General features: G+C 62.7%; 28 protein-coding genes. 12 read left to right on the top strand and 16 right to left on the bottom strand.

The genetic code is table 11. The features are described 5' to 3' along the window. Positions 1-7 precede the first annotated feature (7 nt). Positions 8-556, top strand: a complete 549-nt coding sequence (locus OVA07_RS03690) for a glutathione peroxidase (RefSeq protein ID WP_268170118.1) — start codon at positions 8-10, stop codon at positions 554-556. A 42-nt stretch (positions 557-598) separates the two neighbouring features. Further along, positions 599-1,282, top strand: a complete 684-nt coding sequence (locus tag OVA07_RS03695) for a glutathione S-transferase family protein (RefSeq protein WP_268170119.1) — start codon at positions 599-601, stop codon at positions 1,280-1,282. Positions 1,283-1,285: 3 nt separating this feature from the next. Here OVA07_RS03695 and OVA07_RS03700 read toward each other — a convergent pair whose 3' ends face one another. Next, the gene (locus OVA07_RS03700) at positions 1,286-1,711 is read right to left on the bottom strand and encodes a DUF983 domain-containing protein (protein ID WP_268170120.1); all 426 of its coding nucleotides are present in this window, start codon (positions 1,709-1,711) and stop codon (positions 1,286-1,288) included. 105 nt (positions 1,712-1,816) lie between these two features. Between OVA07_RS03700 and OVA07_RS03705 the strand changes: the two genes are divergently transcribed. From OVA07_RS03705 to OVA07_RS03715, 3 genes are read left to right on the top strand one after another with little or no spacing between them, the layout of a single operon-like run. Beyond that, a complete protein-coding gene (locus tag OVA07_RS03705) occupies positions 1,817-2,479 on the top strand; it encodes a ferritin-like domain-containing protein (protein ID WP_268170121.1) in 663 nt (220 codons plus the stop codon). A gap of 51 nt (positions 2,480-2,530) precedes the next feature. Beyond that, positions 2,531-3,142 carry a lysophospholipid acyltransferase family protein gene (locus OVA07_RS03710; protein WP_268170122.1) on the top strand — a complete coding sequence of 204 codons (612 nt, stop codon included), beginning with the start codon at positions 2,531-2,533 and terminating at the stop codon, positions 3,140-3,142. Further along, a complete protein-coding gene (locus OVA07_RS03715; RefSeq protein WP_268170123.1) occupies positions 3,135-3,932 on the top strand; it encodes a DUF1295 domain-containing protein in 798 nt (265 codons plus the stop codon). The genes OVA07_RS03710 and OVA07_RS03715 overlap by 8 nt, the downstream gene beginning before the upstream one ends. 57 nt (positions 3,933-3,989) lie before the next feature. Here OVA07_RS03715 and OVA07_RS03720 read toward each other — a convergent pair whose 3' ends face one another. Next, positions 3,990-5,741 carry a bifunctional metallophosphatase/5'-nucleotidase gene (locus OVA07_RS03720; protein ID WP_442789611.1) on the bottom strand — a complete coding sequence of 584 codons (1,752 nt, stop codon included), beginning with the start codon at positions 5,739-5,741 and terminating at the stop codon, positions 3,990-3,992. A gap of 187 nt (positions 5,742-5,928) precedes the next feature. Between OVA07_RS03720 and OVA07_RS03725 the strand changes: the two genes are divergently transcribed. After that, complete coding sequence (locus OVA07_RS03725) at positions 5,929-6,564, top strand: TetR/AcrR family transcriptional regulator (RefSeq protein ID WP_268170125.1); 636 nt, start codon at positions 5,929-5,931, stop codon at positions 6,562-6,564. Between the two features lie 3 nt (positions 6,565-6,567). Here the strand turns inward: OVA07_RS03725 and OVA07_RS03730 are convergent, their stop codons facing one another. Together OVA07_RS03730 and OVA07_RS03735 are read right to left on the bottom strand one after the other, a co-directional pair. Then, positions 6,568-6,837: a hypothetical protein gene (locus OVA07_RS03730; RefSeq protein ID WP_268170126.1), complete on the bottom strand. Its 270-nt coding sequence runs from the start codon at positions 6,835-6,837 to the stop codon at positions 6,568-6,570. A 104-nt stretch (positions 6,838-6,941) separates the two neighbouring features. Further along, entirely contained in the window at positions 6,942-7,382 is a 441-nt protein-coding gene (locus OVA07_RS03735) for a thermonuclease family protein (protein WP_326493098.1), read from the bottom strand. Between the two features lie 109 nt (positions 7,383-7,491). Between OVA07_RS03735 and OVA07_RS03740 the strand changes: the two genes are divergently transcribed. After that, positions 7,492-7,668, top strand: coding sequence for a hypothetical protein (locus OVA07_RS03740; RefSeq protein WP_268170127.1), 177 nt, complete (start codon positions 7,492-7,494; stop codon positions 7,666-7,668). Positions 7,669-7,690: 22 nt separating this feature from the next. On the opposite strand, the gene OVA07_RS03745 is transcribed toward OVA07_RS03740, so the two are convergent. From OVA07_RS03745 to gluQRS, 6 genes are all read right to left on the bottom strand, one after another. Further along, a complete protein-coding gene (locus OVA07_RS03745; RefSeq protein WP_268170128.1) occupies positions 7,691-8,038 on the bottom strand; it encodes a DMT family protein in 348 nt (115 codons plus the stop codon). Between the two features lie 39 nt (positions 8,039-8,077). Further along, positions 8,078-8,374 (bottom strand): hypothetical protein, encoded by a 297-nt coding sequence (locus OVA07_RS03750; protein ID WP_268170129.1) that lies wholly within the window; start codon positions 8,372-8,374, stop codon positions 8,078-8,080. Positions 8,375-8,427: 53 nt separating this feature from the next. Beyond that, a complete protein-coding gene (locus tag OVA07_RS03755) occupies positions 8,428-9,300 on the bottom strand; it encodes a 3-hydroxyacyl-CoA dehydrogenase NAD-binding domain-containing protein (protein ID WP_268170130.1) in 873 nt (290 codons plus the stop codon). Positions 9,301-9,399: 99 nt separating this feature from the next. After that, positions 9,400-9,960 (bottom strand): cob(I)yrinic acid a,c-diamide adenosyltransferase, encoded by a 561-nt coding sequence (locus OVA07_RS03760; protein ID WP_268170131.1) that lies wholly within the window; start codon positions 9,958-9,960, stop codon positions 9,400-9,402. Positions 9,961-9,970: 10 nt separating this feature from the next. Then, on the bottom strand, positions 9,971-10,201 hold the full coding sequence (locus tag OVA07_RS03765; protein WP_268170132.1) for an HIG1 domain-containing protein: 231 nt from the start codon (positions 10,199-10,201) through the stop codon (positions 9,971-9,973). After that, complete coding sequence (gluQRS, locus tag OVA07_RS03770; RefSeq protein WP_268170133.1) at positions 10,198-11,043, bottom strand: tRNA glutamyl-Q(34) synthetase GluQRS; 846 nt, start codon at positions 11,041-11,043, stop codon at positions 10,198-10,200. Before gluQRS ends, OVA07_RS03765 begins: the two co-directional genes overlap by 4 nt. On the opposite strand from gluQRS, the gene OVA07_RS03775 reads away from it, so the two are divergent. From OVA07_RS03775 to OVA07_RS03785, 3 genes are all read left to right on the top strand, one after another. After that, positions 11,042-11,440: a hypothetical protein gene (locus tag OVA07_RS03775; RefSeq protein ID WP_268170134.1), complete on the top strand. Its 399-nt coding sequence runs from the start codon at positions 11,042-11,044 to the stop codon at positions 11,438-11,440. The genes gluQRS and OVA07_RS03775 overlap by 2 nt on opposite strands. A 149-nt stretch (positions 11,441-11,589) precedes the next feature. Then, positions 11,590-13,149 carry a glutamine-hydrolyzing GMP synthase gene (gene guaA, locus OVA07_RS03780; protein ID WP_268170135.1) on the top strand — a complete coding sequence of 520 codons (1,560 nt, stop codon included), beginning with the start codon at positions 11,590-11,592 and terminating at the stop codon, positions 13,147-13,149. Next, entirely contained in the window at positions 13,140-13,556 is a 417-nt protein-coding gene (locus OVA07_RS03785) for a GNAT family acetyltransferase (RefSeq protein ID WP_268170136.1), read from the top strand. The genes guaA and OVA07_RS03785 overlap by 10 nt, the downstream gene beginning before the upstream one ends. A 4-nt stretch (positions 13,557-13,560) precedes the next feature. Here OVA07_RS03785 and OVA07_RS03790 read toward each other — a convergent pair whose 3' ends face one another. From OVA07_RS03790 to OVA07_RS03800, 3 genes are read right to left on the bottom strand one after another with little or no spacing between them, the layout of a single operon-like run. Next, entirely contained in the window at positions 13,561-14,055 is a 495-nt protein-coding gene (locus OVA07_RS03790; protein ID WP_268170137.1) for an asparaginase domain-containing protein, read from the bottom strand. A gap of 59 nt (positions 14,056-14,114) precedes the next feature. Beyond that, positions 14,115-14,927 carry a hypothetical protein gene (locus tag OVA07_RS03795; RefSeq protein WP_268170138.1) on the bottom strand — a complete coding sequence of 271 codons (813 nt, stop codon included), beginning with the start codon at positions 14,925-14,927 and terminating at the stop codon, positions 14,115-14,117. After that, on the bottom strand, positions 14,927-15,574 hold the full coding sequence (locus OVA07_RS03800) for an RNA polymerase sigma factor (RefSeq protein WP_268170139.1): 648 nt from the start codon (positions 15,572-15,574) through the stop codon (positions 14,927-14,929). The genes OVA07_RS03795 and OVA07_RS03800 overlap by 1 nt, the downstream gene beginning before the upstream one ends. Positions 15,575-15,881: 307 nt before the next feature. On the opposite strand from OVA07_RS03800, the gene OVA07_RS03805 reads away from it, so the two are divergent. Next, positions 15,882-19,049 (top strand): autotransporter domain-containing protein, encoded by a 3,168-nt coding sequence (locus tag OVA07_RS03805; protein ID WP_268170140.1) that lies wholly within the window; start codon positions 15,882-15,884, stop codon positions 19,047-19,049. A gap of 79 nt (positions 19,050-19,128) precedes the next feature. On the opposite strand, the gene galK is transcribed toward OVA07_RS03805, so the two are convergent. The 3 genes from galK to OVA07_RS03820 form a co-directional block, all read right to left on the bottom strand. Then, complete coding sequence (gene galK / locus OVA07_RS03810; protein WP_268170141.1) at positions 19,129-20,271, bottom strand: galactokinase; 1,143 nt, start codon at positions 20,269-20,271, stop codon at positions 19,129-19,131. Further along, positions 20,268-21,308 carry a UDP-glucose--hexose-1-phosphate uridylyltransferase gene (locus tag OVA07_RS03815; protein ID WP_268170142.1) on the bottom strand — a complete coding sequence of 347 codons (1,041 nt, stop codon included), beginning with the start codon at positions 21,306-21,308 and terminating at the stop codon, positions 20,268-20,270. The genes galK and OVA07_RS03815 overlap by 4 nt, the downstream gene beginning before the upstream one ends. 102 nt (positions 21,309-21,410) lie before the next feature. Continuing rightward, a complete protein-coding gene (locus OVA07_RS03820; RefSeq protein ID WP_268170143.1) occupies positions 21,411-22,739 on the bottom strand; it encodes a family 1 glycosylhydrolase in 1,329 nt (442 codons plus the stop codon). 207 nt (positions 22,740-22,946) lie between these two features. On the opposite strand from OVA07_RS03820, the gene OVA07_RS03825 reads away from it, so the two are divergent. Next, entirely contained in the window at positions 22,947-24,248 is a 1,302-nt protein-coding gene (locus tag OVA07_RS03825; protein WP_268170144.1) for a tetratricopeptide repeat protein, read from the top strand. The last annotated feature ends 7 nt before the right edge of the window (positions 24,249-24,255 follow it).

Here is a 24,255-nt window from a genome sequence, read left to right on the forward strand (position 1 = left end):
CGCTGCCATGACCGATTCTCTCGCCTCTATTGCGCTGACCCGGATCGATGGCAGCGCTGATACGCTGGGCGCTCATGCCGGCAACGTGCTGCTGGTGGTCAACGTCGCATCACAATGCGGCCTGACCCCGCAGTACGAAGGGCTTGAAGCGCTGTATCAGGCCAAAGCTGGCGACGGGTTCGAAGTGCTGGGCTTTCCGGCCAATGACTTCGGTGCGCAGGAACCGGGCACGCACGAAGAAATCGCCCAGTTCTGCAAGGTGAACTATGGCGTGTCCTTCCCGCTCTTCGCCAAGGCTGATGTCACCGGCCCGGCCAAGCAACCGCTCTATGCCGCGCTGACCCAAGCCATCCCCGAAAAGCAGGGACCGGCAGCCGAAATGCGCGAACGGCTGACAGGCTTTGGCATTACGCCCACGCAAGACCCCGAAGTGCTGTGGAACTTCGAAAAGTTCCTGATCGGCCGCGACGGCAACGTGGTGGCCCGCTTTGCACCGGGCATCACGCCTGATGATCCCGCACTGGTATCGGCGGTTGAGGCCGAACTTGCGAAGTAGTTGGCGTATTGCGCGCAGGCCATGAACCGCTAGATTCGGTTCATGGCTTACGAACTGATTACCGCAAACCGCAACTATTCAAGCTGGTCGCTGCGCCCGTGGGTGCTGATGAAGGCGATGGGCATCGCATTCGATGACCGGATCGAACCCTTCACCAAGCCCGCCAACTATGACGATTTTCGCGCATTTTCCCCCACCGGACAGGTACCGGTGCTGGTCGATGGCGCGCGCACGGTGTGGGATTCGCTGGGCATCACACTCTACCTTGCCGAGCGGCATCCCGGCGTCTGGCCCACGGACGAAGCCGCCCGCGCCTTTGCCATGTGCGCGGTAACCGAAATGCACGGCGGCTTTTCCGCCCTGCGCAACGATTGCACGATGAACGTAGGCGTCCGGGTAGAGCCAAAGCCCATGAGCGCCGCGCTGATGCGCGATGTTGGCCGTGTGCGCGAAATCTTTGAGCAAGGGCTGGAAAACTTTGGTGGGCCATGGCTGGCAGGCCACGCCTTCACCGCGCTTGACGCCTTTTTCGCACCCGTAGCTTTCCGCATCCGCACTTATGGCCTGGGCATGGGCGCGGGGCAGGCGTGGGTCGATCATGTGCTGGCCCACCCCGCCATGCAGGAATGGGAAGCACAGGCACTGGCCGAAACATGGCGCGAGGAAGGCCACGAAGCGGAGCTGGCTGCCTGTGGCGAAATCGTGGCGGATTATCGGCAGGCTTGAAGGCTACCCTTCACCTTCCGCCTTTTCACGCGCGTTCAGCTTGGCCCACAAACCTTCGGTGCCCGCTTCAACCGCCTTGTTCACATATTGCGAGGCGACCAGCCAGCCTTTGAACGGGCGCAGCGTGGCAAGGCAGCCGAAGGAAAGGATCGGCACCGATGTCAGCACATGCACCCACCACGGCGGCGTATAGGCCACTTCCAGCCACACCGCGATGAACGTCAGCGGAAACGCGGTGATGCACAGTGCAAAGAACGCCGGGCCATCATCGGCATTGGCAAACTGATAATCCAGTCCGCATTCCGGGCAGGTCTTGTGCAGCCTCAGCCAGCCATCGAACATCGGCTCCTTGGCGCAGCGCGGGCACAGCCCCTTCCAGCCACAACGCAAGATCCAGTCGAACTTGGGATTCTGGGTGAAGATGGCCATGAAGCGTGCATCCTGTTGCTTGCACATGGTCCTTAGGCCGCAGCCCCGCATTGGCAAGCTGGAATACACCGCTGGAACCAAAGCCACAGGTGTGCGATTCCTTGTATGGTGCAGAACCCCATCATCTCATTCCGCGCGCGGTTTCTCGACGTGCTTGCGTCGATTTACCTCTATAACGAACATCGCGGATACACGTCGCTGGATCGTGTGCTGGACGCGGTTCGGGTGCGGTGTCCGGATGATCCGGCCTTTATCGCAGCCATCGAAAAGCATCGTGGCGATGAGCGCAAGCATTACGTCATGTTCCGCCGCTGGTTCGAATTGCGCGGGCAAATGCCACTGGCCGTCGACACCACCTGCGGCCACATCGACAGGTTCATCCAGAAGGTGTTCGGCTGCACGATCGACGAACTGGACACGCAGGGGGTGATTGATCGCCCCGAAGCGTTCGAGCAGCTCTGCCGGGTCATCATGCTGACCGAACAACGCGGCATGCGGCAGGTGGAAATCCTGCTGGGCAACCGCCATGTCCGTTCCGACAAGGCGATGAAGCGCATTTTCGAAGTGGTCGAACGCGACGAACCGGACCACTGGATGCCCTATGAGGCATGGCTCATCACACATGGCCGGGCGCGGGCGCGCTGGCGCGAAAAGTGGGCCGATTACTGGATTCACAAATCACTGATGCTGGTCAAACTGCCCAGCCTTTTCCTGCGCCGATCAACCCCGCGCATGACCGCATGGCCCGATGCGGGAGAGGCTGCATAAGCCTTTAGACACCAGCCACGCCCCGCGTTATCCTGCCTGCGGGAGAAGGATATGGACGGGGCAATCGCGGATCGTAAGGTCGGCCTGTTATCGCAACTGGTGCGCAAGGCGCTGGTCACTTTCTATCGCCTGCGCGGGTGGAAAGCCGTGGGCACGCCTCCGCCAGATGGGCGCTGCATCATCATCGCCGCGCCGCACACGTCCAATTGGGATTTCATCAACTTCATCGGCCTGACCGAAGATCTGGGCCTGCGCCCGCACTTCATGGCCAAGGACAGCCTGTTCCGCTGGCCCATGGGCCGGTTCATGCGCGATATGGGCGGCGTGGCGGTGGTGCGATCATCATCGCACAATGTCGTCGATGCCATGGTCGCCGAATTTGCCCGGCGGGGCCGCTTCATGCTGACCATCGCACCCGAAGGCACGCGCGGCAAAGTGGGCCAATGGCGCACCGGGTTCTATCACATCGCGCTGAAGGCCAATGTGCCGATGGTCGTCGGCCTGATGGATTACGGCACGAAAACCGGCGGGCTTGGCCCGGCCATCTGGCCATCTGGCGATTACGCGGCGGACATGCGCAAAATCTTTGAGGTCTATCGCACCGTCACCCCCAAGCACCCCGCACGCGGGCTGGCGTCGCTTTCGGAGATACAGGATGGTTGAAGCGCTGCTGATCAACGCCGTCGTGCTGGTGCTGGCCATGCTGGTGCTGTGGCGGGTTGCCGCAAGCATTGGCGATGTCAGCTTTATCGATGCGGTGTGGGGCGGCGGAATGGGCGTGCTGGCGCTGGTATCGTGGCTGCATGTATCTGGCGGCGCAGGCGCGCGGGCCAGCCTGATTGCCGCCATGACCGTCATCTGGGCCGCCCGCCTTGCCATCCACCTGCTGCGCCGCTGGCGGGCAAGCGGCGAAGACCCGCGCTATGCCAAAATTCTGGGCAAGGTGCGCGCCAAGGGCCGCTATGCTTCCGCCGCGCTGAAATACGTGTTCGGCCCGCAGGCGGTGCTGCTGTTCATTACCTGCCTGCCCGCACAACTTGGCATTCTGGCCAGCCCCGCCCCGGCCCCTTTGGGCACACTGGCGTTAATCGGGGCAGTCCTGTGGCTGATCGGGATCACATTTGAAACAGTGGGCGACTGGCAGCTGTCCCGCTTCCGCGCCGATCCCGCCAACAAGGGCAAAGTCCTTGCAACAGGCCTGTGGCGCTACACCCGCCACCCCAATTACTTTGGCGACACTTGCGTCTGGTGGGGCATCTGGCTGGCCGCAGCCGATGCAGGCGCGTGGGTGGCACTGGCCAGCGTGATCGGACCGCTGTTCCTGACTTTCACGCTGACCAAGTGGTCGGGCAAACCGCTGCTGGAAAAGGGCATGGAAGAGCGGCGGCCGGGGTATCGGGAATATGTCGAGCGGACTTCGGGGTTTGTGCCTTGGTGGCCGAAGCGGGACTAGGTTCCTCTACCTCCGTCATTCTCGCGCAGGCGGGAATAACGATAGGCGAGATTTACCTCACCCCTTCACCACCCCCACCCGCGCCTCCTGCGGCACGGCGCGCACCGGCGCGGCCCTGATCCAGCTTTCCAGCGCATCGATGTCGGTCGGCCCGGTCACCGTATCGGGCTTGCCGACGAAGCCAGAGAAGCCATCGCCGCCCAGCCCCAGAAAGCCGTTCACCGTCACGCGATAGGTCTGCGCCATATCCAACGGCTTGCCATCCAGCGTGATCGATACGATCCGGTCGCCCGATGGCCGCGCCGGGTCATAGGTGAACACGAAGCCGGTGGAGGGGGCGAGCGCCTGCTTCGGGCCGGTGTCGTCCAGCCCCTCTTCCAGCACGCCCTTGATCTGCGCGCCCGTCATCGTCTCGGTCACCACGTTGTTGCCGAAGGGCTGGCACAGGTAGATGTCGCCGAAGGTCAGCGTGCCATCCGCTGCGGGCACCAAAGGCGCGCGGATGCCGAAGGGGTTCATGAAGGCGATCTGTGCGCCCTTGTCGAGCGTCGCGCCAAGTTGCGCGTCGGCGATCAGGTTGCCCAGGGGGCCGCCACCCTTGTCGCCCGGCCCTTCCACCTTGGGCGCGGCGACATCCAGTTTGCCGATGGGGCGTTGGGTATATGCCTTCGATGCCTCGACATATCTGGCCACGTATTGCGCCACATCGGCGCGGGGCTGGAACAGGGGAAACAGCGCAGTATTGCCGATATCGCCGCGCGTGCCCTTGTAGGGCACCGACTGGACGATCACGTTCTTCGCCGCCTTCGACACCACGCGCCCGGCCACCGGATCGATCTTCAGCGTAATGTCGGTAACCAGTTCGCCATAGACGCCCGCGCTGGTCAGCAGGAACGGTTTGGCGGGGTTGAGCGCGGCGTAGTCGCACACATAGGACCAGTGCGTGTGGCCCGACACCACCACATCGACGCGGGTATCCAGCCGGTCAAGGATGGGACGGATGTCGCCTGCAAAGTTTGCACAGCCTTGCGGGTCGGGATCGCCCTTGGTCCGCCCGCCTTCATGGATCAGCACCACGATGGCATCCGCGCCCTGTTCTTTCAGCGCGGGGATGGCGGCGTTGATGGTGTCGGCCTCATCCTCGAATGTAAGCCCGACAATGCCGGTGGGGTTCACCAGATTGGGCGTGCCTTTCAGGGTCAAGCCGATCACGCCCACGGTCACCGCATTCGCGCCGCTGCCAAATGTGCGCAGGCCGGTGGCGGGAAACAGGGTGGAACCGTCCGCGCGTTTGGTCGACGCGGCAAGATAGCGGAACTTTGCGCCGGTGAACGGCTCAAGCGCGCAGGGCTGTTTGGCGGTGAACTTTTCACAGCCGCCGTTCTGCTTACGCAACAGCTCTTGCTGGCCTGCATCGAATTCGTGGTTGCCCACCGCGTTGAAATCCACCCCGATGCGGTTCATCACCCCGATGGTCGGTTCGTCCAGATAGAGCGATGAGGCCAGTTGCGAGGCGGAAATCATATCGCCCGCCGAAACGGTAAGCGAATGGGCATACCTGCCGCGCACGGAATCGATGGCCGATGCCAGCCACGCCGCGCCGCCTGCCGGTACGGGCAAGATTCCGCCCTTGCCATCGGCCACGTTCACCGACTGGCGCGGCGGTTCAAGGCTGCCGTGGAAATCATTGATCGCCACGATACCCACTTCGACAGGAATTGCGTTTTCTGTCACCGCCATGGGGCCAGCGCAGGCCGCAAGTATTCCGGGAAGAACAAGCGCAAGCAGGGGACGGATGCGGCGGATCATCGGCAAGGGCGACCTTTTCGTATCGGGTGAAACCGGTGTGGCCGCCCTAGCCGATTGTGGTTGCGCATTGAAGGCACTGCGCAAAGCTTTCTTGCCTCGGCTATTCTTGCATCTTGGGTCATTGTTTCGATGCCCCGGCATCCCTACAATAGCGTAAGACCCCAGATCTAGGACGCGCGACGTTTCCATGGCTTCTTCCGGCACCGAACAAGACGCCATGCGGGCGCGGCTTGTGGACATTGCGCAGGCTATCGTCGAAGAACGCGGCGGCGCGGGCCTCAACTTTTCCGAACTGGCCGCACGCGCCGGCATCTCGCAGGCCGGCCTTTCGCGCTATTTCGAAACGCGCGAAGACCTGATGGAAGCCTTGGCCGACCACTGGTTTCAGCCGATGGTCGAAATCATGGAAGACGTACTGGCCAGCGATCTGCCGCCCCGGCGCAAGATGTATGAATTTTTCGCGCGCCGGTTTGTGCTGATGCGCCGCAAGTGGGAAGCCGACCCGGTAAAGCTCCAGACCTATGTCGAGGTGGGCAACGACTACTTCGAACAGGTGCGCAGCTACATTGATCTTGCCGACCACTATCTGGGCGAAATCATTGGCGAGGCGATGAGCGACGGGGCCTTTGCCGGGCTTGAGATTGACGAGACGATCAGCTTGATCAACCAGATGTGCGCCCCCTATTGCGCGCTCAACACCACCATCATGTTCATGGAACGGTTGAGCGAGGACAAACTGGCACGGATCATCGATGCGGTTTTCGATGGCCTGTCCGCGCAGGATCGCGGCGCCAAAGCACTCACCGGACTGCGCGCGGCCTGACGCTTAATTCTTCTTACCCAACAGGACTTTACGCATATCGCCGTGGTGGCGAATGTGCAGCACCAGCAGCGTCGCCATCAGCACCACCCCGCCGCCGACAAAGGCCAGCAGCGCGTGGCCAAGTGCCATTGGCGTCCAATTGCCGCGCCACCCGCACCACAGGGCCGAAAGCGCTAGCATTGTCGTAAAGTCGGCATTGAACTGCCCCGGCCAGCCGCCGGCCGCAATGTCACCAAAAAACACCGGCAACAGATTGCTGCCGTGCTCTGCCATGACTACGCCTGTAAACGCGACCAAGGCGCACCAAACCGCCACCAGATAGATTCTGAACATCATCCCCAGCCTCTCCCACAAAGCATGAAACGGCAATTATCGCATCATGCCGCCTGGCACCAGTCACGACGCTTGCCCTGCCAGTGTTCAGCAAGACCCTCGGTCTCAAGTATCGCGCCAAGGCTTGCTCCTCCGCGCGTCACCACCCGCAGCGCACGGCCATACCGATCCTGCGCCCGGCCTTTGATCTCCAGCGTAAACGGCCCTTCGTTCAGCAGTTGCACCAGCCGCCGCGTGGCGCGCAGGCCCAGTTTCGCCTCTGCCGCGCAACCCGGCTGTGATGTTTCGGGTGTATTGATATCGGCAATCCGCACCTTGGTTCCGCCATACCAGAACGTGTCGCCATCCACCACGCAGGTCACCCGCGCCCCGGTGCCGCACAGATCGAAACGCGCGCGTTCTCCATCACGTGATGTGGCATGGAGCGGCGCGGCCGAAAGCAGGACAAGCGCGGCGAAAGCGGTGAAGACAGTGCGGCAGATCATGTTCCCGGTTTGAACCGGGCAACTGCGCAATACGTCTCCGCATCCCTACGATCAGGAAAGTGCCTCAGTGGTAACCACTGGCTAACCCATTGCTGTCACGATCAGCGTCATGTTCGGACCTCGCCTTGGCACCGTATTCGCTAGCCGCTGGAGAGCAATCTGGTGGGCTGCGTCCATTATGGCGCTGGCTTGGTCGGTCGTGCCATCGGCTGACGACAAGGACGCTGAGCCTCCGCACGCCCATGTCGATCCTTGGGCCAAAGTGCAGAAAAGCAGCGACAACTGACGCCTGAGACTGATGGCGGCCGCTATTTCCCGGTAAACAGAAATGCCACCGCCGCCATGATGCAGGCGAAGGCCGCGAAGTGTCGCCAGTGCAGCGGTTCCTTCAAAATCAGCACCATGAACACGCCGAAAACGATCAGCGCTATGGCTTCCTGCGCGATCTTGAGCTGGCCCGCACTCCACCCGTTCAGCGCGCCGATCCGGTTGGCAGGCACGGCAAAGCAATATTCGATCAGCGCGATCGCCCAGCTTATGCCGATCACCATCAGCAGCGGGCGCGATGCCACCGCCTGCGGCCCACCCTGAATGTGCCAGTACCAGGCCACGGTCATGAACAGGTTGGAAAGAACAAGCAGCAGAACGGTCGTCATGGCTGGCAGGCCTGCCTGTGCAGGGCCTTCAAGGCAAGGTCATTCCTCGATCCCGCCCTCGCCATAGGTGCCGTCTTCATCGTCATCGCTACGTTCACCGCGAAACGCGCCCATGTCGATAATGCCGCTGCTGACCATCTGGCGCATGTGGTCCACCACATCTGGCGTGCTGCCGGGTTCATCACCCTGCCCCGGCGCGCGCGTGCCAAGATCCTGCTCGCCCAGAACGCTGGTGGCACGCGCCAGCGCTTCTTCCGCTACGGTCTGCGCCTGCGCTCTTCCATCTTCCTGTTCCGAATTGACGGTTTCGGGCGCGGGGGTCTTGTCGTCGATCACGGCGTGTCTCCTTTTCAACGAAGACTACGCCCTGATCGCCGCGCTGTTCCGGTTCAGCGGGTAGGGACCGGCACGTCGCCCGAATAGTCATAGAAGCCTCGGCCCGACTTGCGCCCCAGCCAGCCCGCTTCGACATACTTCTGCAACAGCGGCGCGGGCCGATACTTCGGGTCACCCGTGGACGCGAGGTAGATTTTCATGATTTCCAGCAGGGTATCCAGCCCGATGAAATCCGCCAGTTCCAGCGGTCCCATCGGATGGTTGAGGCCCAGCTTCACGCCCTTGTCGATATCCACGACAGACCCGGTGCCGCTGCCCAGCACGAACGCCGCCTCGTTGATGAAGGGCACGAAGATGCGGTTGACGATAAAGCCCGGCTCATCCTGCGACAGCACGATTTCCTTGCCAATGTTGGCAACATAGCCGCGCACTGCCTCGATCGTGGCAACCGACGTGGCAAGGCCGGGAATTACTTCCACCAGCTTCATCAACGGCACGGGATTGAAGAAGTGAATGCCAATAAAGCGTTCGGGATCGGGCGAGGACACCGCCATACGCGTGATCGGGATCGACGAGGTATTCGATGCCATGATCGCGTGGGCCGCCAGATGCTTGCCCGCCGATTCAAAGATCTTGTGCTTGATATCCTCACGCTCGGTCGCAGCTTCGATTACCAGATCGGCTTCGGCCAACGCGGCATGGTCAGAAAATGCGTGCAGATTGGCCACCGTCGATGCCGCCAGTTCAGCCTCGATCTTGCCCTTTTCCACCAGCTTCGACAGGCCTTTGGCGATCTTGTCCTTGGCCTTTTCAGCAAGCTCGATGGAAACGTCGCCCAGCAGCACTTTCATGCCCGCCTGCGCCGAAACCTGCGCAATGCCCGAACCCATCTGGCCCGCGCCGATAACCGCAACCGTCCTGACCATGTTCAAATCCCTCAAGCCCTGCATACCAATGCGTCGCCGCCTAGCGACGGGTAAACCCCAAGTCCACCTATGCCAAGCGTGAGGAAGCGCGCCGTTGAGTTAGCGCGAAGCGCCGGGCACCCACAGCGGGTCATTGCCCGCATTGGTTGCGCGGGCCAGCACGAACAGGTAGTCCGACAGCCGGTTCAGGTAAGCGAGCGCCTGCGGATTCACCGCTTCCACAGCGGCCAGCCCTACCGTCGCCCGCTCTGCCCGGCGCGATGCGGCGCGGGCAACGTGAACGCGCGCTGCAGCTTCCGATCCACCGGGAAGGATAAAGCTTCTCAGCGGTGGCAGATTGTCGTTCAGCGTATCAATCGCCGTCTCCAGCCAATCGACCTGCGACGCCACGATCCGCAGCACCATGTCCGAAGGGGTAAAGTCATCCCCCGGCGTGGCAAGGTCCGCGCCCAGATCGAACAGGTCGTTCTGGATGCGCTGCAAATCACCCGCCGTCGCTTGTGAAACGGCAACGGCGGCCAGCCCGATCAGGCTGTTCACTTCGTCCACTTCGCCAATGGCATGCATGCGCGCATCGTGCTTGGCCCGGCGCGATCCATCGACCAGACCGGTGCTGCCATCGTCACCCGTGCGGGTGTAAATCTTGTTCAGCTTTACCATCAGGCCAAAATCAGCGCGAAACGGCCAGCAGGATGGCCACCACGATTACGGCCATGCCCTGATACTTGATGCGGTTGAACATCATCTTGTTCTGCAAAAGCTGCATCTCGCTTGCCCCGGCGGCAGGGTCGGCATTCAGATCCTGCTCGGTGCTTTTGAGGAAAGCGATGATCCCGCGCACAAGCGACACCACCGTCATGGCGACAAGGATGATGATGATCGGGATCAGAAAATACTTCATGGTTCAAGGTCTATGGCGTCGGACAGCGAAATACCAGTGTCAAATAGGGCAGCCCTCACCTCTGCCACGACACAGCGCCCGTCTTCACCCGCCCGGCGTCGGTCGGCCAGCGCGGGGGCATCACGGCGCTTGGCCAGTTTGCGCCCGTCCGCTTCCACCAGCACCGCATGATGGTGCCACACCGGCACTGGCAGGCCCAGCAGGTGCTGGATCAGACGATGGATATGGGTGGAATGGAACAGGTCCACGCCGCGCGTGACATGGGTAATGCCATCGGCGGCGTCGTCCAGCGTGGCGGCCAGATGATAGCTCGCAGGCGCATCCTTGCGCCACAGCACCACGTCACCAAACCGTTCAGGCCGGGCCTGCTGCAGCCCATGCCGCTCATCCATCCATTCCAGCGGCCCTGCCAGAAGCGTCGCCTGCTCCATATCCAGCCGCCATGCCGCATCCGGCCCGGGCACGGGGCCACGGCGCAAACAGGTGCCTGGATACAACGGACCGTCCGGCCCATGCGCCACCGCCGCTGCTGCCACTTCGGCACGGGTGCAGGTGCAGGGATAAAGGATGCCCATCGCACGCAATTCATCTGCCGCCGCACGGTAGGATGCGATCCGCTGCGATTGCGGCGCAACTTCACGGTACTCCAGACCCAACCATGTCAGATCGGCGCGAAATTCATCCGCCAGTTCGGGCCGCGACCGCGCCCCGTCGATATCCTCGATCCGCAGCAGAAATTCGCCACCGCCACGCCGCGCCCGGTCATGGCCAACGATTGCGGAATACGCATGGCCCAGATGAAGCGGGCCATTGGGGCTGGGGGCAAAGCGGGTGACAGTCATGCAAGTGCAGCCTAGCGCGGACGGGCGCCAGGTCAAAATACGGCTTTTCCGACATCACTCGCACGAACTCAAACTCGCCCCGAACCTGATCGGGGGTGAGCCTTTTTCAGCCCAACGTCAAAATTATCAGAAAACCAGACAAACAAAACGGCTGCCCCGCTGGAGCAGCCGCTTTTGTCGTTACTTACGTTCCTTGACCGCCGCTCAGACGAGCGTGGCGGTGAACATCATGCTGCTAAGACCAGCAGCAAGGATGATCGGGAGCGCGATTGCTGTGAAGCTGCGCATGGTGTACCTCCTGTTGTGGTTCACCTTAGCAGACATCCTCCCAGTTCTTTCGTCGTCCGGCAGGGTGGGCTGGAAGCATCAGAACTGGCGCCGCAAATACGCCGATTGACGTATGCTGCAAGTGCGAACGGGGCACTTACGATTGCATGTAATGCAACTGTCATAATTGTGTCGTGATTCCAGCAGGAAAGGTGGGCGGCACACATCGCCGCAACGCCCCATCTGGACAGAAAGCGCCCATATGCCTATCGGCTGCGCATGAGCATCCAGCCTTCAGAATCGATCCTTATTGTCGACTTCGGCAGTCAGGTTACCCAGCTTATTGCCCGCCGCGTGCGCGAAGCCGGGGTCTATTCCGAAATCGCGCCCTACACGCAGGCAGAAGCCGCGTTCCACCGGATGAAGCCCACCGGCATCATCCTGTCAGGATCGCCCGCCAGCGTGCCCGCCGATGGTTCCCCCCGCGCGCCGCAGGTACTGTTCGACAGCGGACTGCCCATCCTTGGCATCTGCTACGGCCAGCAAGTGATGAGCGAGCAGTTGGGCGGCAAGGTTGAACCCGGCGATTCGGGCGAATTCGGCCGTGCTTTCCTGACCGTCACCGAACCCTGCGTGCTGTTCGATGGCCTGTGGTCGGTAGGTGAGCGCCATCAGGTGTGGATGAGCCATGGCGACAAGGTAACCCAGTTTGCTCCCGGCTTCCGCATCGTCGCGGTGTCGGACGGCGCGCCCTTTGCCGTCATCGCCAATGACGAAAAGAAGTATTACGGCACCCAGTTCCACCCCGAAGTGGTCCACACGCCCGACGGCGGGAAGCTGATCGCCAATTTCGTGCGCCACGTCTGCGGCTGCACGGGCGAATGGACCATGGCGGAATTCCGCAAGACCAAGATCGCCGAAATCCGCGAACAGGTGGGTGATTCCCGCGTAATCTGCGGCCTTTCGGGCGGGGTCGATTCGGCTGTGGCCGCCGTCCTGATCCACGAAGCGATTGGTGACCAGCTCACCTGCGTCTTCGTTGACCACGGGCTGATGCGCATGGGTGAGGCTGAACAGGTGGTCAGCCTGTTCCGCAACCATTACAACATTCCCTTGGTTCACAAGGACGTATCGCCGCTGTTCCTTGGCGGTCTGGCCGGGGTCACCGATCCCGAAGCCAAGCGCAAGTTCATCGGCAAGACCTTTATCGATGTGTTCGAAGCCGAAGCCAAGCAGGTGGGCGGCGCGGACTTCCTGGCGCAGGGCACACTATACCCCGACGTGATCGAATCGGTCAGCTTCACCGGCGGTCCTTCAGTCACGATCAAGAGCCACCACAACGTCGGTGGCCTGCCTGAACGCATGAACATGAAGCTGGTCGAACCGCTTCGTGAACTGTTCAAGGATGAAGTGCGCGCGCTGGGTCGTGAACTGGGCCTGCCCGACATTTTCGTCGGCCGCCACCCCTTCCCCGGTCCCGGCCTTGCCATCCGCATTCCGGGCGAAGTGACCAAGGAACGCTGCGACATTCTGCGCAAGGCGGACGCGATCTACCTTGAAGAAATCCGCAACGCCGGGCTGTATGACGCCATCTGGCAGGCGTTTGCCGTGCTGCTGCCGGTCAAGACCGTGGGCGTGATGGGCGATTTCCGCACGTACGATTCGGTCTGCGCCCTGCGCGCCGTCACCAGCACCGACGGCATGACCGCCGACATCTACCCCTTCGACGCCGCGTTCCTGTCACGCACCGCCACCCGCATCGTCAACGAGGTGAAGGGCATCAACCGTGTGGTCTATGACTACACCAGCAAGCCGCCGGGAACGATTGAGTGGGAATAACAATCCGCGTCGCTGAACCAGCCGACCGCGAAAGCTTGGTCGCACTGTGGGAAGCGGCGGGGTTGACGCGGCCATGGAATGACCCTCGCGCCGATTTCGACATGGCGCTGGGGCGGGATAGATCAACGATCCTGCTGGCCTGTGAAAACAAAGCTGTATCGGGCAGCGTAATGGTGGGGTTCGACGGCCATCGCGGGTGGGTTTACTACCTAGCCGTCGCGCCGGAAAAGCGCGGCTTTGGCATTGGACGTATGTTGATGCTTGAAGCAGAACAATGGCTTAAAGCCATCGGATGCCCCAAAATTCAGCTTATGGTACGGGGCGACAACAACGTCGCTCGTGGGTTCTACGCAGCGCTTGGCTATGATCTTCAGGATGTGGTGACACTCGGTCGCAGGCTGGACTGAGCGATCAGTCCAGCGCGACGAACTTGCCCGCTGCGCGGTCCTTTTTCACCTTTAAGCCATTGAAAACCTGGCCGCTCATGGCGATCCAGACGCCGGGGGTGGCGACCTGCGCGGTGGCGAAGGCCATGCCGAGGTTGAAGGGGGCATCGGTCTGGGCGAAGCGGGCGGGCGACAGGGCGCCGGTCAGCACCATGGTCTTGCCCGCAATGTCAGCCAGAACCCGCGCCGTGTCGGTCATGGTGTCGGTGCCATGGGTCAGAATAATGCGTGTTTCCGGGGCTTCGCGAATGGCGGCGGCGATCAGCGCGCGGTCTGCGTCGGTCAGGTCGAGGCTGTCCTTGCGCATCAGTTCGACCACCCGGAACGGCAGGGCGACGCGAGCTTCAGCAATCAGGGCGGGGATGCCGCTTTCGACGATCTGATATTCGCTGAGCGCATCGAAATAGGCCTTGTCGATGGTCCCGCCAGTGGTCAGCACCAGAATTGATTGATTTTGCATGATTTTTCAGCCCCGACCTGAACGACACCTAAAGCGACATGAACGTCACCAGACGTCCCTTAACGGTGCCCGCCCGGTCCGTGAGCAGGCCCTGCGCCGGGTGGAGGCGGGGGCGGCATGGAACCGGTGGTCTGGCTGGGCAGCGATTGCCCGCCCGGCAGCGTTCCTGACCCCGGAATCCCGCCGCTGAAACCCCATCCCTGCTGCGGTGCAGGTGGCCCCATCAACCCGCCGTTGGGAATGACGCGCGGTGCAGGTGATGGATCGACCAGTGGTCCGGCGGCTGTGCCGGAGGCAGGACGCTGACCCGATGTGGCGAGTTGGGTTTCAACCGGGGCGGCGACCGGCGCTTGTGGTGCGGTGGGCGCATGCTGCTGGATTTTTCCAGCCTTTGACGGTGCGGTCACCGGCGCTGCGGGAGCGGCGGCCGCAAGGCGTTCCACAGGCGGCGCTGCGATGATGGCCGGTGGCGCGGCCTGCTGTGCGGGTTGCTGTTGGGCGACCATGGCAGCGGGGGCGCTGGTCGGGGCTAGCACGCCCTGCCCGGTCTGGCCGAGCACCACCGCAGCGGCAATTCCGGCGGCAAGGGCCGCGAAACCACCGACGACGAAAATGCGCCGACGAGGTGGTTCTTCAGCCTTTTCAGCAACTTGAGTTGGAAAGACAATCAATTCGGCAGACTTGCGCTGTTCCTCTGCCCGGACCACTTCGGGTTCAGGTACCGGATCGGCGGGAAGTTGCGGCAAGGCGGTAGCGTTGGCGATGATGCGCGCGGCAAGCCCCGGCGGCAGCGCCGGTGCGGGCGCGCGGGCCAGCACCGCATCAAGCGCGGCATCGGCCCTTGCGGACGAGCCGGGAGCCTTGCGCGCCATCAGGCCTGCGCCTCAAGATCGGCGCAGCATACATCGCGGGCTTCCAAAAGCCCGCGCATCTGCCTGCGCGCCCTGAACAAAAGCGATTCCATGGCCTTGATATTGAGATCAAGCACGTCCGCCGCAAGGGCATTCGAAAATCCTTCGTAATAACAAAGGACTAGTGCAGCCCTATAACGCTCTGGCAGATCGGCCATGGCATCGCCCACCGCCCGCGCTGCCTGATCGGCCTCGATTCGCCGGTCAGGCAGCGGGGTTTCATCCGCCGGATCGGGCATGGTTTCGACCGTGACAACGCGAAAGCGGCGCTTGCGGTCAAAGCAGAGGTTCATCACCACGCGATGCAGCCAGCCGACCAGTCCCGCGCCCGTGGGTTTCCAGCGCGGCGCATTCTGCCACAGGCGGGCAAAGCTGTCCTGCACCACATCCTCAGCCTCTGCCCCGTCGGCCAGCATACGCATGGCGACGCGGTAGAGCGCAGGCGAGTGGCGTTCGACCAGAATGGAAAATGCCTCGACCCCGCCCCGCGCCACTTCGGCCATGAGCGCGGTATCGTCGAGAACTTCACGGTGAATCGGATCGGCGCAGGAAAGCAGGCTGTCATCGCCTGCCACTGCTTCTGATCGAACGTCGCCGTAGAACGTCAAGGGAACCTGCCGTTTCGCACCAATGCCTCTTGCGGGCTGCCCATGCTGAGTGGCGGCAGCGACGTGAACGCTACATTTACGAAAGCCTTCACGGCAGCGCCCAAAAAAATCCGCGACACTTTGCGAAGGGTTCTCACCCCACCCCCGTTTGGCTTTTCGGAGGCTGAAATCGGCATTGCAGCCGAACGGTCCTCCAAACCTGTCGAGCGAACCCAATGGGGCTGGCCCGGAGGGTCGCACACAACTTGAGGCCCGCGTCGACCGCACCCCGACGCGGGCCTCCCTTTGCAAGATTCACGAGAGGCCTATGAACCGTCTGCGAAATTCAACCTCACTTTCGGCGCTGGCTCTTTCCACGCTTATGCTGGCCCCGCAGGCCGCACGAGCCGCGACCAGCATCGATGCCGACCGCACCACTGCGGTCACCACGTCGGATCTTGGCGATATCTGGATCGGTGACGACGGTTCGATCACGCTAGAGGACGGCGGCACGGCAGTCACGGTCAATTCCAGCAATACCGTGGGGCTGGATGACGGCGGCTATATCTCGAACACTGGCGGCAACAACGGCGACACCGGCATTCTGGTGAATGCAGGCACGACCACCACGATCAGCAATGCCGGCGCGATTACCGTGACCGAGGATTTCACCGCCGACGATGATGATTCCAACGGTATCGCCGATGGCGCCATCGCATCGGCCAGCAACCGCTACGGCATTCATGTGGCATCGGGCGGGACGACCACGGGCTCCATCGACAACACCGGCACGATCACGGTCGACGGCCTGAATTCGGGCGGGATCGTGGTGGAGTCTGCCTTTGTCGGTGATATTTCCACATCGGGCACGATCAAGGTGATCGGGGATGGTTCGGTAGGCATATCAACGCAGGATGTGACCGGCGACGTGACCGTGGAAGGCACGGTGAGCGTGGTTGGCGCGGGCGCGCAAGGGGTTGTGCTGAACGGCAACGTGGACGGCACGTTCCGCATTCAAGGCGCCGTGGCGCAGGCGTCGTCCTATACCACCGACGACAGCACGACGCAGACGCTTTCGCGCGACGCGTTGCGCACTGGCAAGGCCGCCGTTGAAGTAGCCGGCGATGTGACCGGCGGCATCCTGATCGATGCCCCGCCCTACAACCGCGACAGCGCCAACAGCGACGAGGACAGTGACGGCACCACCGACGGTTCGGAAGCCACCGGATCGATCAGTTCGGTGGGCAACAGCCCTGCGCTGCTGGTGGGCAGTGCGAACAATATCACCATCGGCACCGCCACCGGGCGTGATGGCGACTTTTCGCTGGCAATTGACGGCACGATCACGGCGAGTTCGGTTTACAGCAACACCAACGCCTATGCCGTCGTGATTGGCGGACAGGGCGGCACGGTGTCGATGGCTGACGGCATCGGTGTTTCGGGTACGGTTTCGGCAACGACCGTGGACGAAAAAGCCGTGGCGATCCTGATAAACCAGGGCGCAACAGTGCCGGTTCTGGCCAACAGCGGGACGATTTCCGCCTCGATCAGTTCCCCCGGCGAAGGCGCGGCCTATGCCATTCAGGACCTGTCGGGCACGCTGACCACCATCGAGAACACCGGGTTCATCACGGTCAGCGGATCGAGCACGGATGACCTTCGCGCCATCGATCTTTCCGCCAACACCAGCGGCGTGACGATCAAGCAGTATCTGAACGATCTCGACGAACTGGCGCAGGAAAACGAACAGGCCGAAGACGATTACGATGCGGCCAGTGCCACCGTCTATACCGCGATCACCGGCGACATTCACACCGGCAGCGGCAACGACATTCTGGATGTGGCGTCGGGCCGCATCTATGGTGACAGCTATCTGAATGCGGGGAACGATCAGGTGCTGCTGTCGGGCGACAGCGGGTACGAAGGCGACATCCATTTCGGCAGCGGTACCGCCACGATGGCGCTGTCGGACAGCGCCTATTACATCGGCAACCTTGATCTTGCGGGCAGTGCATCGACGGTGACGGTGAATGACAGCGCCAGCTTTGCCGGCACGATCACCGATGGCGCCAATCTGGCGGTGACAGTAAACGGCGGCAAATTTGGCGCGAGCGAAGCGTCGACACTGAGCTTTGACAGCCTGACGGTGAATTCGGGCGGTGCGCTGAATGTCTATATCGACGGGAGCGACGGCACCGCCTCGCTGATCGACGTGAACACCGCGACCTTTGCCAGCGGATCGAAGGTTTCGGCCACGATATCGTCACTGGAGAACGCCGAGGGCAGCTATACCATCCTGACCGCCGATACGCTGGAGGGGAACCCGACGTTCGATTCCACCACCACCGAACTGCCGGTGCTGTTCAACGGCGATGTCAGCGTGGTGAACGAAACGCTGGTGCTGGACGTGACGCGCAAGACTGCCGACGAACTGGGTCTGACTGCACCGCAGGCGGCGGCATATGACGCGATCTATACGCAGGCTGTGGCCTATGACGATCTGGGGACCAGCCTGTTGCAGGTGGCAGACGTGGCCACATTGCAGGGCCAGTTCAACCAGTTGCTGCCCGATTATGCTGGCGGGGTGTTCGACTTTGTAACCCGCAGCGCGCGGCTGGGGTCACGCCACCTGATGGACGACACATCGCTGTTCGACATCAGCAATGCGGGCGGCTGGTTCGAGCCGATCTATTTCAAGGGCAGCAAGGACGATACCGATACCATTGGCTTCAAGACCAAGGGCTGGGGCGTTTCGAGCGGGATCGAGCGGATCACCGGCATCGGCAACGTGGGCCTGTCGTTCCTGTACACCAAGGGCGATATCAGCACGGGCGATTACCAGACGACCAAGGCCAGCAATTATGAGCTGGGCGCGTTCTGGCGCACCGGCAACGGGCCGTTCTATGCCTATGCCAAGGCATCGGTGGGCCGCGTTTCGCTGGCATCGTCGCGGACGTTTACCGGCGAGGTGGATGACGCCGATCTGGTTTACAGCGCGACCGGAAGCTGGAAGGGCTGGACCGTGGGCGCGCAGGGTGGCGCATCCTACAAGGTCGGAATAGGCGGTGGTTTTTCGGTCAAGCCTATGGCGAAGTTCGATTATTATCGCCTGCATGAAAGCGGCTATACCGAAGATGGCGACGATGAAATCTATCTGACGGTGGCGTCGCGCACGTCGAACCTGCTCAGCGGGACCGGCAGCATGACCGCATCTTGGAGTGCGGGCGAGCAGACCCGCGACAACCGCCCATTCACCGTGGAAGTGGAAGGCGGCTATCGCGCGCGCATGGCAGGATCGCTGGGCACAACGCTGGCCAATTTCGAGGACGGCACGCAGTTCCGCCTGACGCCCGACGCCATGAAGTCTGGCTGGACGTCGGAACTGCGCGTGCTGGCAGGCGGACTGGATTATACCTGGCAACTGGCAGGCGGTGCCGAACAGTTGCAGGGCAGCGTGGACTATTCAGTGCGCGGATCGCTGAGCATCGCGTTCTGATAGTCCTGTGGCGAAACGCGCCGACGGGCGCGTTTCGATGCGGTACCGGGCCTGTACCGCACAACCAGAAAAGCGCTGGTCAAGTGGCCAGCCCTGCGCCTGCTGCGGGCAGTTCTTCGCAGATTTCAGGGCGCGCGCCAGCGGGCGTGCGATAGTTTTCAAGGACCGCTTCGCGCACCGCTGCGAGGCGGTCCTTGCGCATCAGGCCCACCACTGCACCGCCAAAGCCGCCGCCGGTCTGCCGTGCGCCGCCTTCCGGGCCGATGGCCTCGCTCATCAGTTCGGCAAGGGCGTGGGTGAAGGGCACGGTGATGCCGAAATCTTCATGCTGCGAGGCGTGGGATTCCCGCATCAACGCGCCGACCCGGACAAGATCGCCCGTGGCAAGCGCTTGCGCGGCGTCGAGCGTGCGGCGGTTTTCGGTGATGACGTGGCGGGCGCGGAGGAAGGCAAGGTCATCGAAGCTGCTACGCGCGGATTCCAGCAGGGGTTCGTCGGCATCGCGCAGAGCGCCAACGCCAAGGATGCGGGCGGCGCGTTCACACTCTTCACGGCGGCGGTTGTATTCGCCATCAACCAGCCCGCGCACCACGCCGGACTGGACGATCATCACCGCAACGTCATCGGGCATGGCAATCTGGCGCAGGGCCAGCGTGCGGCAATCGATGAGCAGGGCGTGGCCGGATGTCGTGGCGGCGCTGGCGATCTGATCGAGATTGCCGCAGCGTACGCCGACGAAATCGCATTCGGCCCGCTGGGCCAGCAGGGCGACGCGCACCGCGTCCCAGCTTTGCCCGGTGACTTCGAGCATGGCGCGGGCAACGGCAACTTCGAGCGAGGCGGAGGAGGACAGGCCCGTGCCCTTGGCGATAGTGCCTGCAATTGCAAGGTCACCGCCGGGAACAGTGATGCCGGCTGCCACAAGCTGGGCCACGACGCCGCGCACGTAATCGCGCCAGCCGCCGGTGCGGCTGGGTGCGGCGGGATCGAAGCTGTCAGCTTCGGCAAAGTCGAGCGCGGCGACATTGAGCGGCCCGGCGGCGGGCCGGAAGGCGACGCGGGTTTCCTGACCGATAGCCATGGGCATGGCGAAACCGTCGTTATAATCGGTGTGTTCGCCGATCAGGTTGACCCGGCCCGGCGCGCGGATGACCAGCGCGGGCGCTCCGCCGAACGCGGCGGCAAAGCCGGAGAGGAGGCGGTCGTTCAGCGGGGCGGTCATGCTGCGATCTCCAGCGCGCGCAGGCGGGCGGCGGCGGTTTCGGGCGTGAGGTCGCGCTGGCTTTCGCCAAACATTTCAAAGCCGACCATGAATTTGCGCACCGTGGCAGAGCGCAGCAGCGGTGGGTTGAAGTGGGCGTGGAGACGCCATGCGGCAGGATCGGCGCTGGTGCCTGGGCACTGGTGCCAGCCCATCGAATAGGGGAAGCTGGCACCGAACAGCGCATCGTAGCGGCGGGTGACGGCACGCAGAATGGCGGCAAGGGCATCGCGCGCAGGGGCTGTCAGATGTTCGATGCGGGCCACGTCGTCGCGCGCGATGAGCAGGATTTCGAAGGGCCAGACCGCCCACCAGGGCACGATGGCCAGCCAGTGATCGTTGGCTTCAACAACGCGGGTGCCAAGCTCTGCCTCGCGCGCGGCGACTTGCGCCAACAGGGGTTCGCCATGGGCCGCGCGCCATGCGGCCTGTTCGCGGTCTTCGGCGGCGACGGCAGTGGGCACGAAATCGCTGGCCCAGATCTGGCCATGGGGATGCGGGCTGGAGCAGCCCATCATCGCACCCTTGTTTTCAAACACCGCGACATTGGCGAAGCGGGTGGCCAGAGTGGCGCTTTCGTCTGCCCAGCAATCCACCAGACTGCGGATGGCGGGAAGGTCCATATCGGGCATGGTGCGCGAATGGTGCGGGGAATAGCAGATGACCCGTGCCGCGCCGCGTGCGGGGGCGATGGGGAACAGCGGATCGTCGCTGATCGGCGCGGGGCTGTCTGCCATCAGGGCGGGAAAATCGTTATCGAAAGCATATGCGCCGGGATAATCGGGGTTCACATCGCCGCTGGTGCGCGCGTTGCCGGGGCAGAGGTAGCATGCAGGATCGTGCGCGGGGCCATCGACCGGCGCGACTTCGCCCGTTTCGCCCTGCCATGGCCGCTTGGCACGATGCGGGGACACCAGCACCCATTCGCCGGTCAGCAGGTTGCGGCGGCGGTGGGGATGATCGTCAGCTGAGAATGCTGAGGGTGGAAGTGCAGGCATCGGCCTCTCCGTGGCACGTTTTTGCAATCGATTGTTTTCGCTTTATCACAGAGCGGCCCTGCCCGCACGGGTAATTCGAATTCGTCCCTTACGAGGCGCAGTTTATAGCGAATTGGCCTGCGCGATCTTGCCATAGACCATGGCGCTGGGTTTGGCCTTGCGTTCGAAGGTCACCGGATCGAAGCTGGCGAGGCCGAATTTGGGCTTGTAGCCGAAAATCCATTCGAAATTGTCGATCAGCGACCAGTGGCAATAGCCGATGACCGGCACGCCATCATCCATGGCGAGCTTGAGATCGGCCAGCGCGGCGGGTATGAAGCTGGCGCGCACGGCATCGTCTTCCGTCCCCACGCCATGTTCGGACACCAGCACCGGAACACCGGTTGCGGCATGGGCATAACGCACCGCGCCTGCCAGCGACCCGGCCCAGACTTCGGTGCCCGACCAGTTGACCGCAGACCCGGCAGGCGCGGGCAAGCGGCCCTTGTCGCCCCACAGTGCGCGTTCATAGTTCTGCACACCGATGAAATCGTCCGCCTTGGCGGCGTCCAGCCACTGCCCGTAAAGTTCGGCACGCATCCGGTCGCGGATGGAGTTCTTGCCCACGGCCTGATCGTCCATCATGGCAAGCGAGAGGCCGACAGGAAGATCGGGGCGCACCGCCTTGATCGCGGCACGGCCAGCCTTGTGCGCGGCCATAAGTCCGGCCTGAAGTTCGGGCAGGTCATCTTTGCCCGCCACGTTGGCGCAGACGAAGCGGTCAACGCCCAGCCGCTTTGCCGCCGTGTCCATCGTCAGCTTCTGGATATCCCACACCTGCTGGGGCAGCATGGGCTTCAGGATCAGCAGGATGTTGGGTTCGTTGAAGGTGATGACCGAATGGATCACATCGCCCAGCGCGCGCGTGACCTTTTCGGCATAGCGGGCGAAAAGCTGCGCGCTTTCAGGATTGGTCCACCCGCCCTGCGCGCTGAACCAGCGCGGCGCGGTGAAGTGGCTGTAGGTGACGATGGGGGTAAGCCCGCGCGCACGGCAGCCTTCGATCACGCGGCGATAATGGGCGATCATCGCTTGCGAGAACTGGCCCTTTTCGGGCTCGATGCGCGCCCATTCAATGCCAAAGCGGTAGGCGTTAAGGCCGATCTGTTTGGCAAGGTCAAGATCGCGTTCCCACAGCAGCAGGCTGTTGGCGGCATCACCCGAAGGCTGGGCAAAGATGGTGGGCTGCTGGTTTTCGATGAACCACAGGTCGGACGCGGTATTGTTGCCTTCAATCTGGTGCGGCGCGGTGGCGGCACCCCACAGAAAGGCCTTGGGGAAGGTAGGGTTCGCCTGCCGCTTTTTCAGCGAGAAACCTGCCATGGCAGGCGTTGCGGCGGTAACGGCAGCAAGGGCCATGCCCCCGGCGATGGCGGTGCGGCGGTCGATCATGTTCTCTCCCCAAGGATTTGGCGGGGAGAGTAAAGGCAGACTGGCATCGCGTAAAATAGCAAAACATGGCAAGTCTATAGACTGAAGCTATACCCCCGGACCGCCGCGCAACAACACTTGTCACCCGGCTGACAGGGTTTGTCATCAGACACCGCAGCCGCCGCGCAGTAACCTTGCCCCCATCATTTTCGTCGCACGAGGGGTAAGATGGCGACCAAGCACCAGTTCCTGCACGCAGCGGCTTTCGCCGTTGCGGCTGTCGCGGCGATGCCGCTGCCAGCCTTTGGCCAGCAGGCCGCGCAACCGGGCGAAGCCGAGGCACGCTATCAGGCGATGGCAGGGGAAGAACGCACCCGCGCAGGCGATCCGACGTTCGATTACGCGCTGGGCATCGCGGCATCGGACGCGGGGCATTATGGCGAGGCGATCATCGCGTTTCAGCGTGTGCTGGCGCGCCAGCCGGACAATGCCCCGGCCCGCGCCGAACTGGCCCGCGCCTATGCCCTTGCAGGCGATATCGACACTGCGCGCGACCAGTTTGCCACCGTGGTGGACGATCCCACCATTCCCGACCCGGTGCGGCAGCGCTTCACCGGATTCGTTCGCCAGTTCGACAAGCAGATCAAGGGCGGCGGATCGGACGTTTCGGGCTTTGCCGAAGCGGCATATGGGCATGACAGCAACATCAATTCAGCGACGCAGCTAACGTCGATCACCATTCCGCTGTTCGCCGCGCTTGGCCCCGGCACGCTGGGCGCGGGGGCGCGGGCGCAGAAGGACGAATTCTATGACCTGTCGGCAGGCATCAGCGCGGTAAACGCGGTGGGGCGGCAGGACCGTGTGTTCGGATCAGTGCTGGGCAATTTCCGCGACAATATCGATACTGCTGCGTTCGATCAGGCCAGCCTGACCGGGACGGCGGGCTTTGCCCATACGTTTGCCAACCGCGATGTCGCATCGCTTTCAGGCCAGGTGCAAAAATACTGGCTGGGCCACAGCGGCTTTCGCACCGCCTATGGCGCAATTGCGCAATATACCCACCTGCTGCCGGGCGGGCGGGCGCTGTCGGCATCGGTGCAATATACCCGGTTCGATTATGACCGCGATCCCCTGCGCGATGCCAATCGCGTTGCGCTGGGGCTGGGATATGCTGCGCGCAATTTTTCGATCAACCTGATTGGCGGGCATGAAGAAACCCGCGCGCAGGCAGGTGATGCGGAATCCAACAGCTTTGCCGGGGCCAGCGCAGGTGCCGAAGTGCAGATTGCCCCGCGCGTCGCGCTGGTGGCGGGCGCGGCGTTTGACCTGCGCCGCTATGACCGGGCCGACCTGCTGTTCATGCAGAAGCGCCGTGACGAACGGCTGGACCTGACCGCCGCTGTCAAGGTGGCGGTGCTGCCCGGTCTGTTCATCCAGCCCAAGGCCACATGGTCGCGCAATTGGTCAAACATCGCGCTTTACGATCACGAACGCTGGACCGTGCAGGCCGGCGTCCGCTTTGAATTTTAAGCCGGAG

This window comes from Novosphingobium sp. SL115 (genome assembly GCF_026672515.1).
Taxonomy (GTDB): Bacteria; Pseudomonadota; Alphaproteobacteria; order Sphingomonadales; family Sphingomonadaceae; genus Novosphingobium.

Excerpts from the sequence above, each read along its gene's own strand:
- OVA07_RS03735 (WP_326493098.1), bottom strand. The coding sequence starts at position 7,382 with ATGATCTGCCGCACTGTCTTCACCGCTTTCGCCGCGCTTGTCCTGCTT.
- OVA07_RS03740 (WP_268170127.1), top strand. The coding sequence starts at position 7,492 with ATGTTCGGACCTCGCCTTGGCACCGTATTCGCTAGCCGCTGGAGAGCA.
- OVA07_RS03730 (WP_268170126.1), bottom strand. The coding sequence starts at position 6,837 with ATGGCAGAGCACGGCAGCAATCTGTTGCCGGTGTTTTTTGGTGACATT.
- OVA07_RS03820 (WP_268170143.1), bottom strand. The coding sequence starts at position 22,739 with ATGATCGACCGCCGCACCGCCATCGCCGGGGGCATGGCCCTTGCTGCC.
- OVA07_RS03695 (WP_268170119.1), top strand. The coding sequence starts at position 599 with ATGGCTTACGAACTGATTACCGCAAACCGCAACTATTCAAGCTGGTCG.
- OVA07_RS03795 (WP_268170138.1), bottom strand. The coding sequence starts at position 14,927 with ATGGCGCGCAAGGCTCCCGGCTCGTCCGCAAGGGCCGATGCCGCGCTT.
- OVA07_RS03715 (WP_268170123.1), top strand. The coding sequence starts at position 3,135 with ATGGTTGAAGCGCTGCTGATCAACGCCGTCGTGCTGGTGCTGGCCATG.
- OVA07_RS03720 (WP_442789611.1), bottom strand. The coding sequence starts at position 5,741 with ATGATCCGCCGCATCCGTCCCCTGCTTGCGCTTGTTCTTCCCGGAATA.
- OVA07_RS03710 (WP_268170122.1), top strand. The coding sequence starts at position 2,531 with ATGGACGGGGCAATCGCGGATCGTAAGGTCGGCCTGTTATCGCAACTG.
- OVA07_RS03755 (WP_268170130.1), bottom strand. The coding sequence starts at position 9,300 with ATGGTCAGGACGGTTGCGGTTATCGGCGCGGGCCAGATGGGTTCGGGC.
- OVA07_RS03745 (WP_268170128.1), bottom strand. The coding sequence starts at position 8,038 with ATGACGACCGTTCTGCTGCTTGTTCTTTCCAACCTGTTCATGACCGTG.
- OVA07_RS03815 (WP_268170142.1), bottom strand. The coding sequence starts at position 21,308 with ATGCCTGCACTTCCACCCTCAGCATTCTCAGCTGACGATCATCCCCAC.
- OVA07_RS03760 (WP_268170131.1), bottom strand. The coding sequence starts at position 9,960 with ATGGTAAAGCTGAACAAGATTTACACCCGCACGGGTGACGATGGCAGC.
- OVA07_RS03790 (WP_268170137.1), bottom strand. The coding sequence starts at position 14,055 with ATGCAAAATCAATCAATTCTGGTGCTGACCACTGGCGGGACCATCGAC.
- galK (WP_268170141.1), bottom strand. The coding sequence starts at position 20,271 with ATGACCGCCCCGCTGAACGACCGCCTCCTCTCCGGCTTTGCCGCCGCG.
- guaA (WP_268170135.1), top strand. The coding sequence starts at position 11,590 with ATGAGCATCCAGCCTTCAGAATCGATCCTTATTGTCGACTTCGGCAGT.
- OVA07_RS03775 (WP_268170134.1), top strand. The coding sequence starts at position 11,042 with ATGCAAGTGCAGCCTAGCGCGGACGGGCGCCAGGTCAAAATACGGCTT.
- OVA07_RS03700 (WP_268170120.1), bottom strand. The coding sequence starts at position 1,711 with ATGGCCATCTTCACCCAGAATCCCAAGTTCGACTGGATCTTGCGTTGT.
- OVA07_RS03805 (WP_268170140.1), top strand. The coding sequence starts at position 15,882 with ATGAACCGTCTGCGAAATTCAACCTCACTTTCGGCGCTGGCTCTTTCC.
- OVA07_RS03765 (WP_268170132.1), bottom strand. The coding sequence starts at position 10,201 with ATGAAGTATTTTCTGATCCCGATCATCATCATCCTTGTCGCCATGACG.
- OVA07_RS03705 (WP_268170121.1), top strand. The coding sequence starts at position 1,817 with ATGGTGCAGAACCCCATCATCTCATTCCGCGCGCGGTTTCTCGACGTG.
- OVA07_RS03690 (WP_268170118.1), top strand. The coding sequence starts at position 8 with ATGACCGATTCTCTCGCCTCTATTGCGCTGACCCGGATCGATGGCAGC.
- OVA07_RS03825 (WP_268170144.1), top strand. The coding sequence starts at position 22,947 with ATGGCGACCAAGCACCAGTTCCTGCACGCAGCGGCTTTCGCCGTTGCG.
- OVA07_RS03725 (WP_268170125.1), top strand. The coding sequence starts at position 5,929 with ATGGCTTCTTCCGGCACCGAACAAGACGCCATGCGGGCGCGGCTTGTG.
- gluQRS (WP_268170133.1), bottom strand. The coding sequence starts at position 11,043 with ATGACTGTCACCCGCTTTGCCCCCAGCCCCAATGGCCCGCTTCATCTG.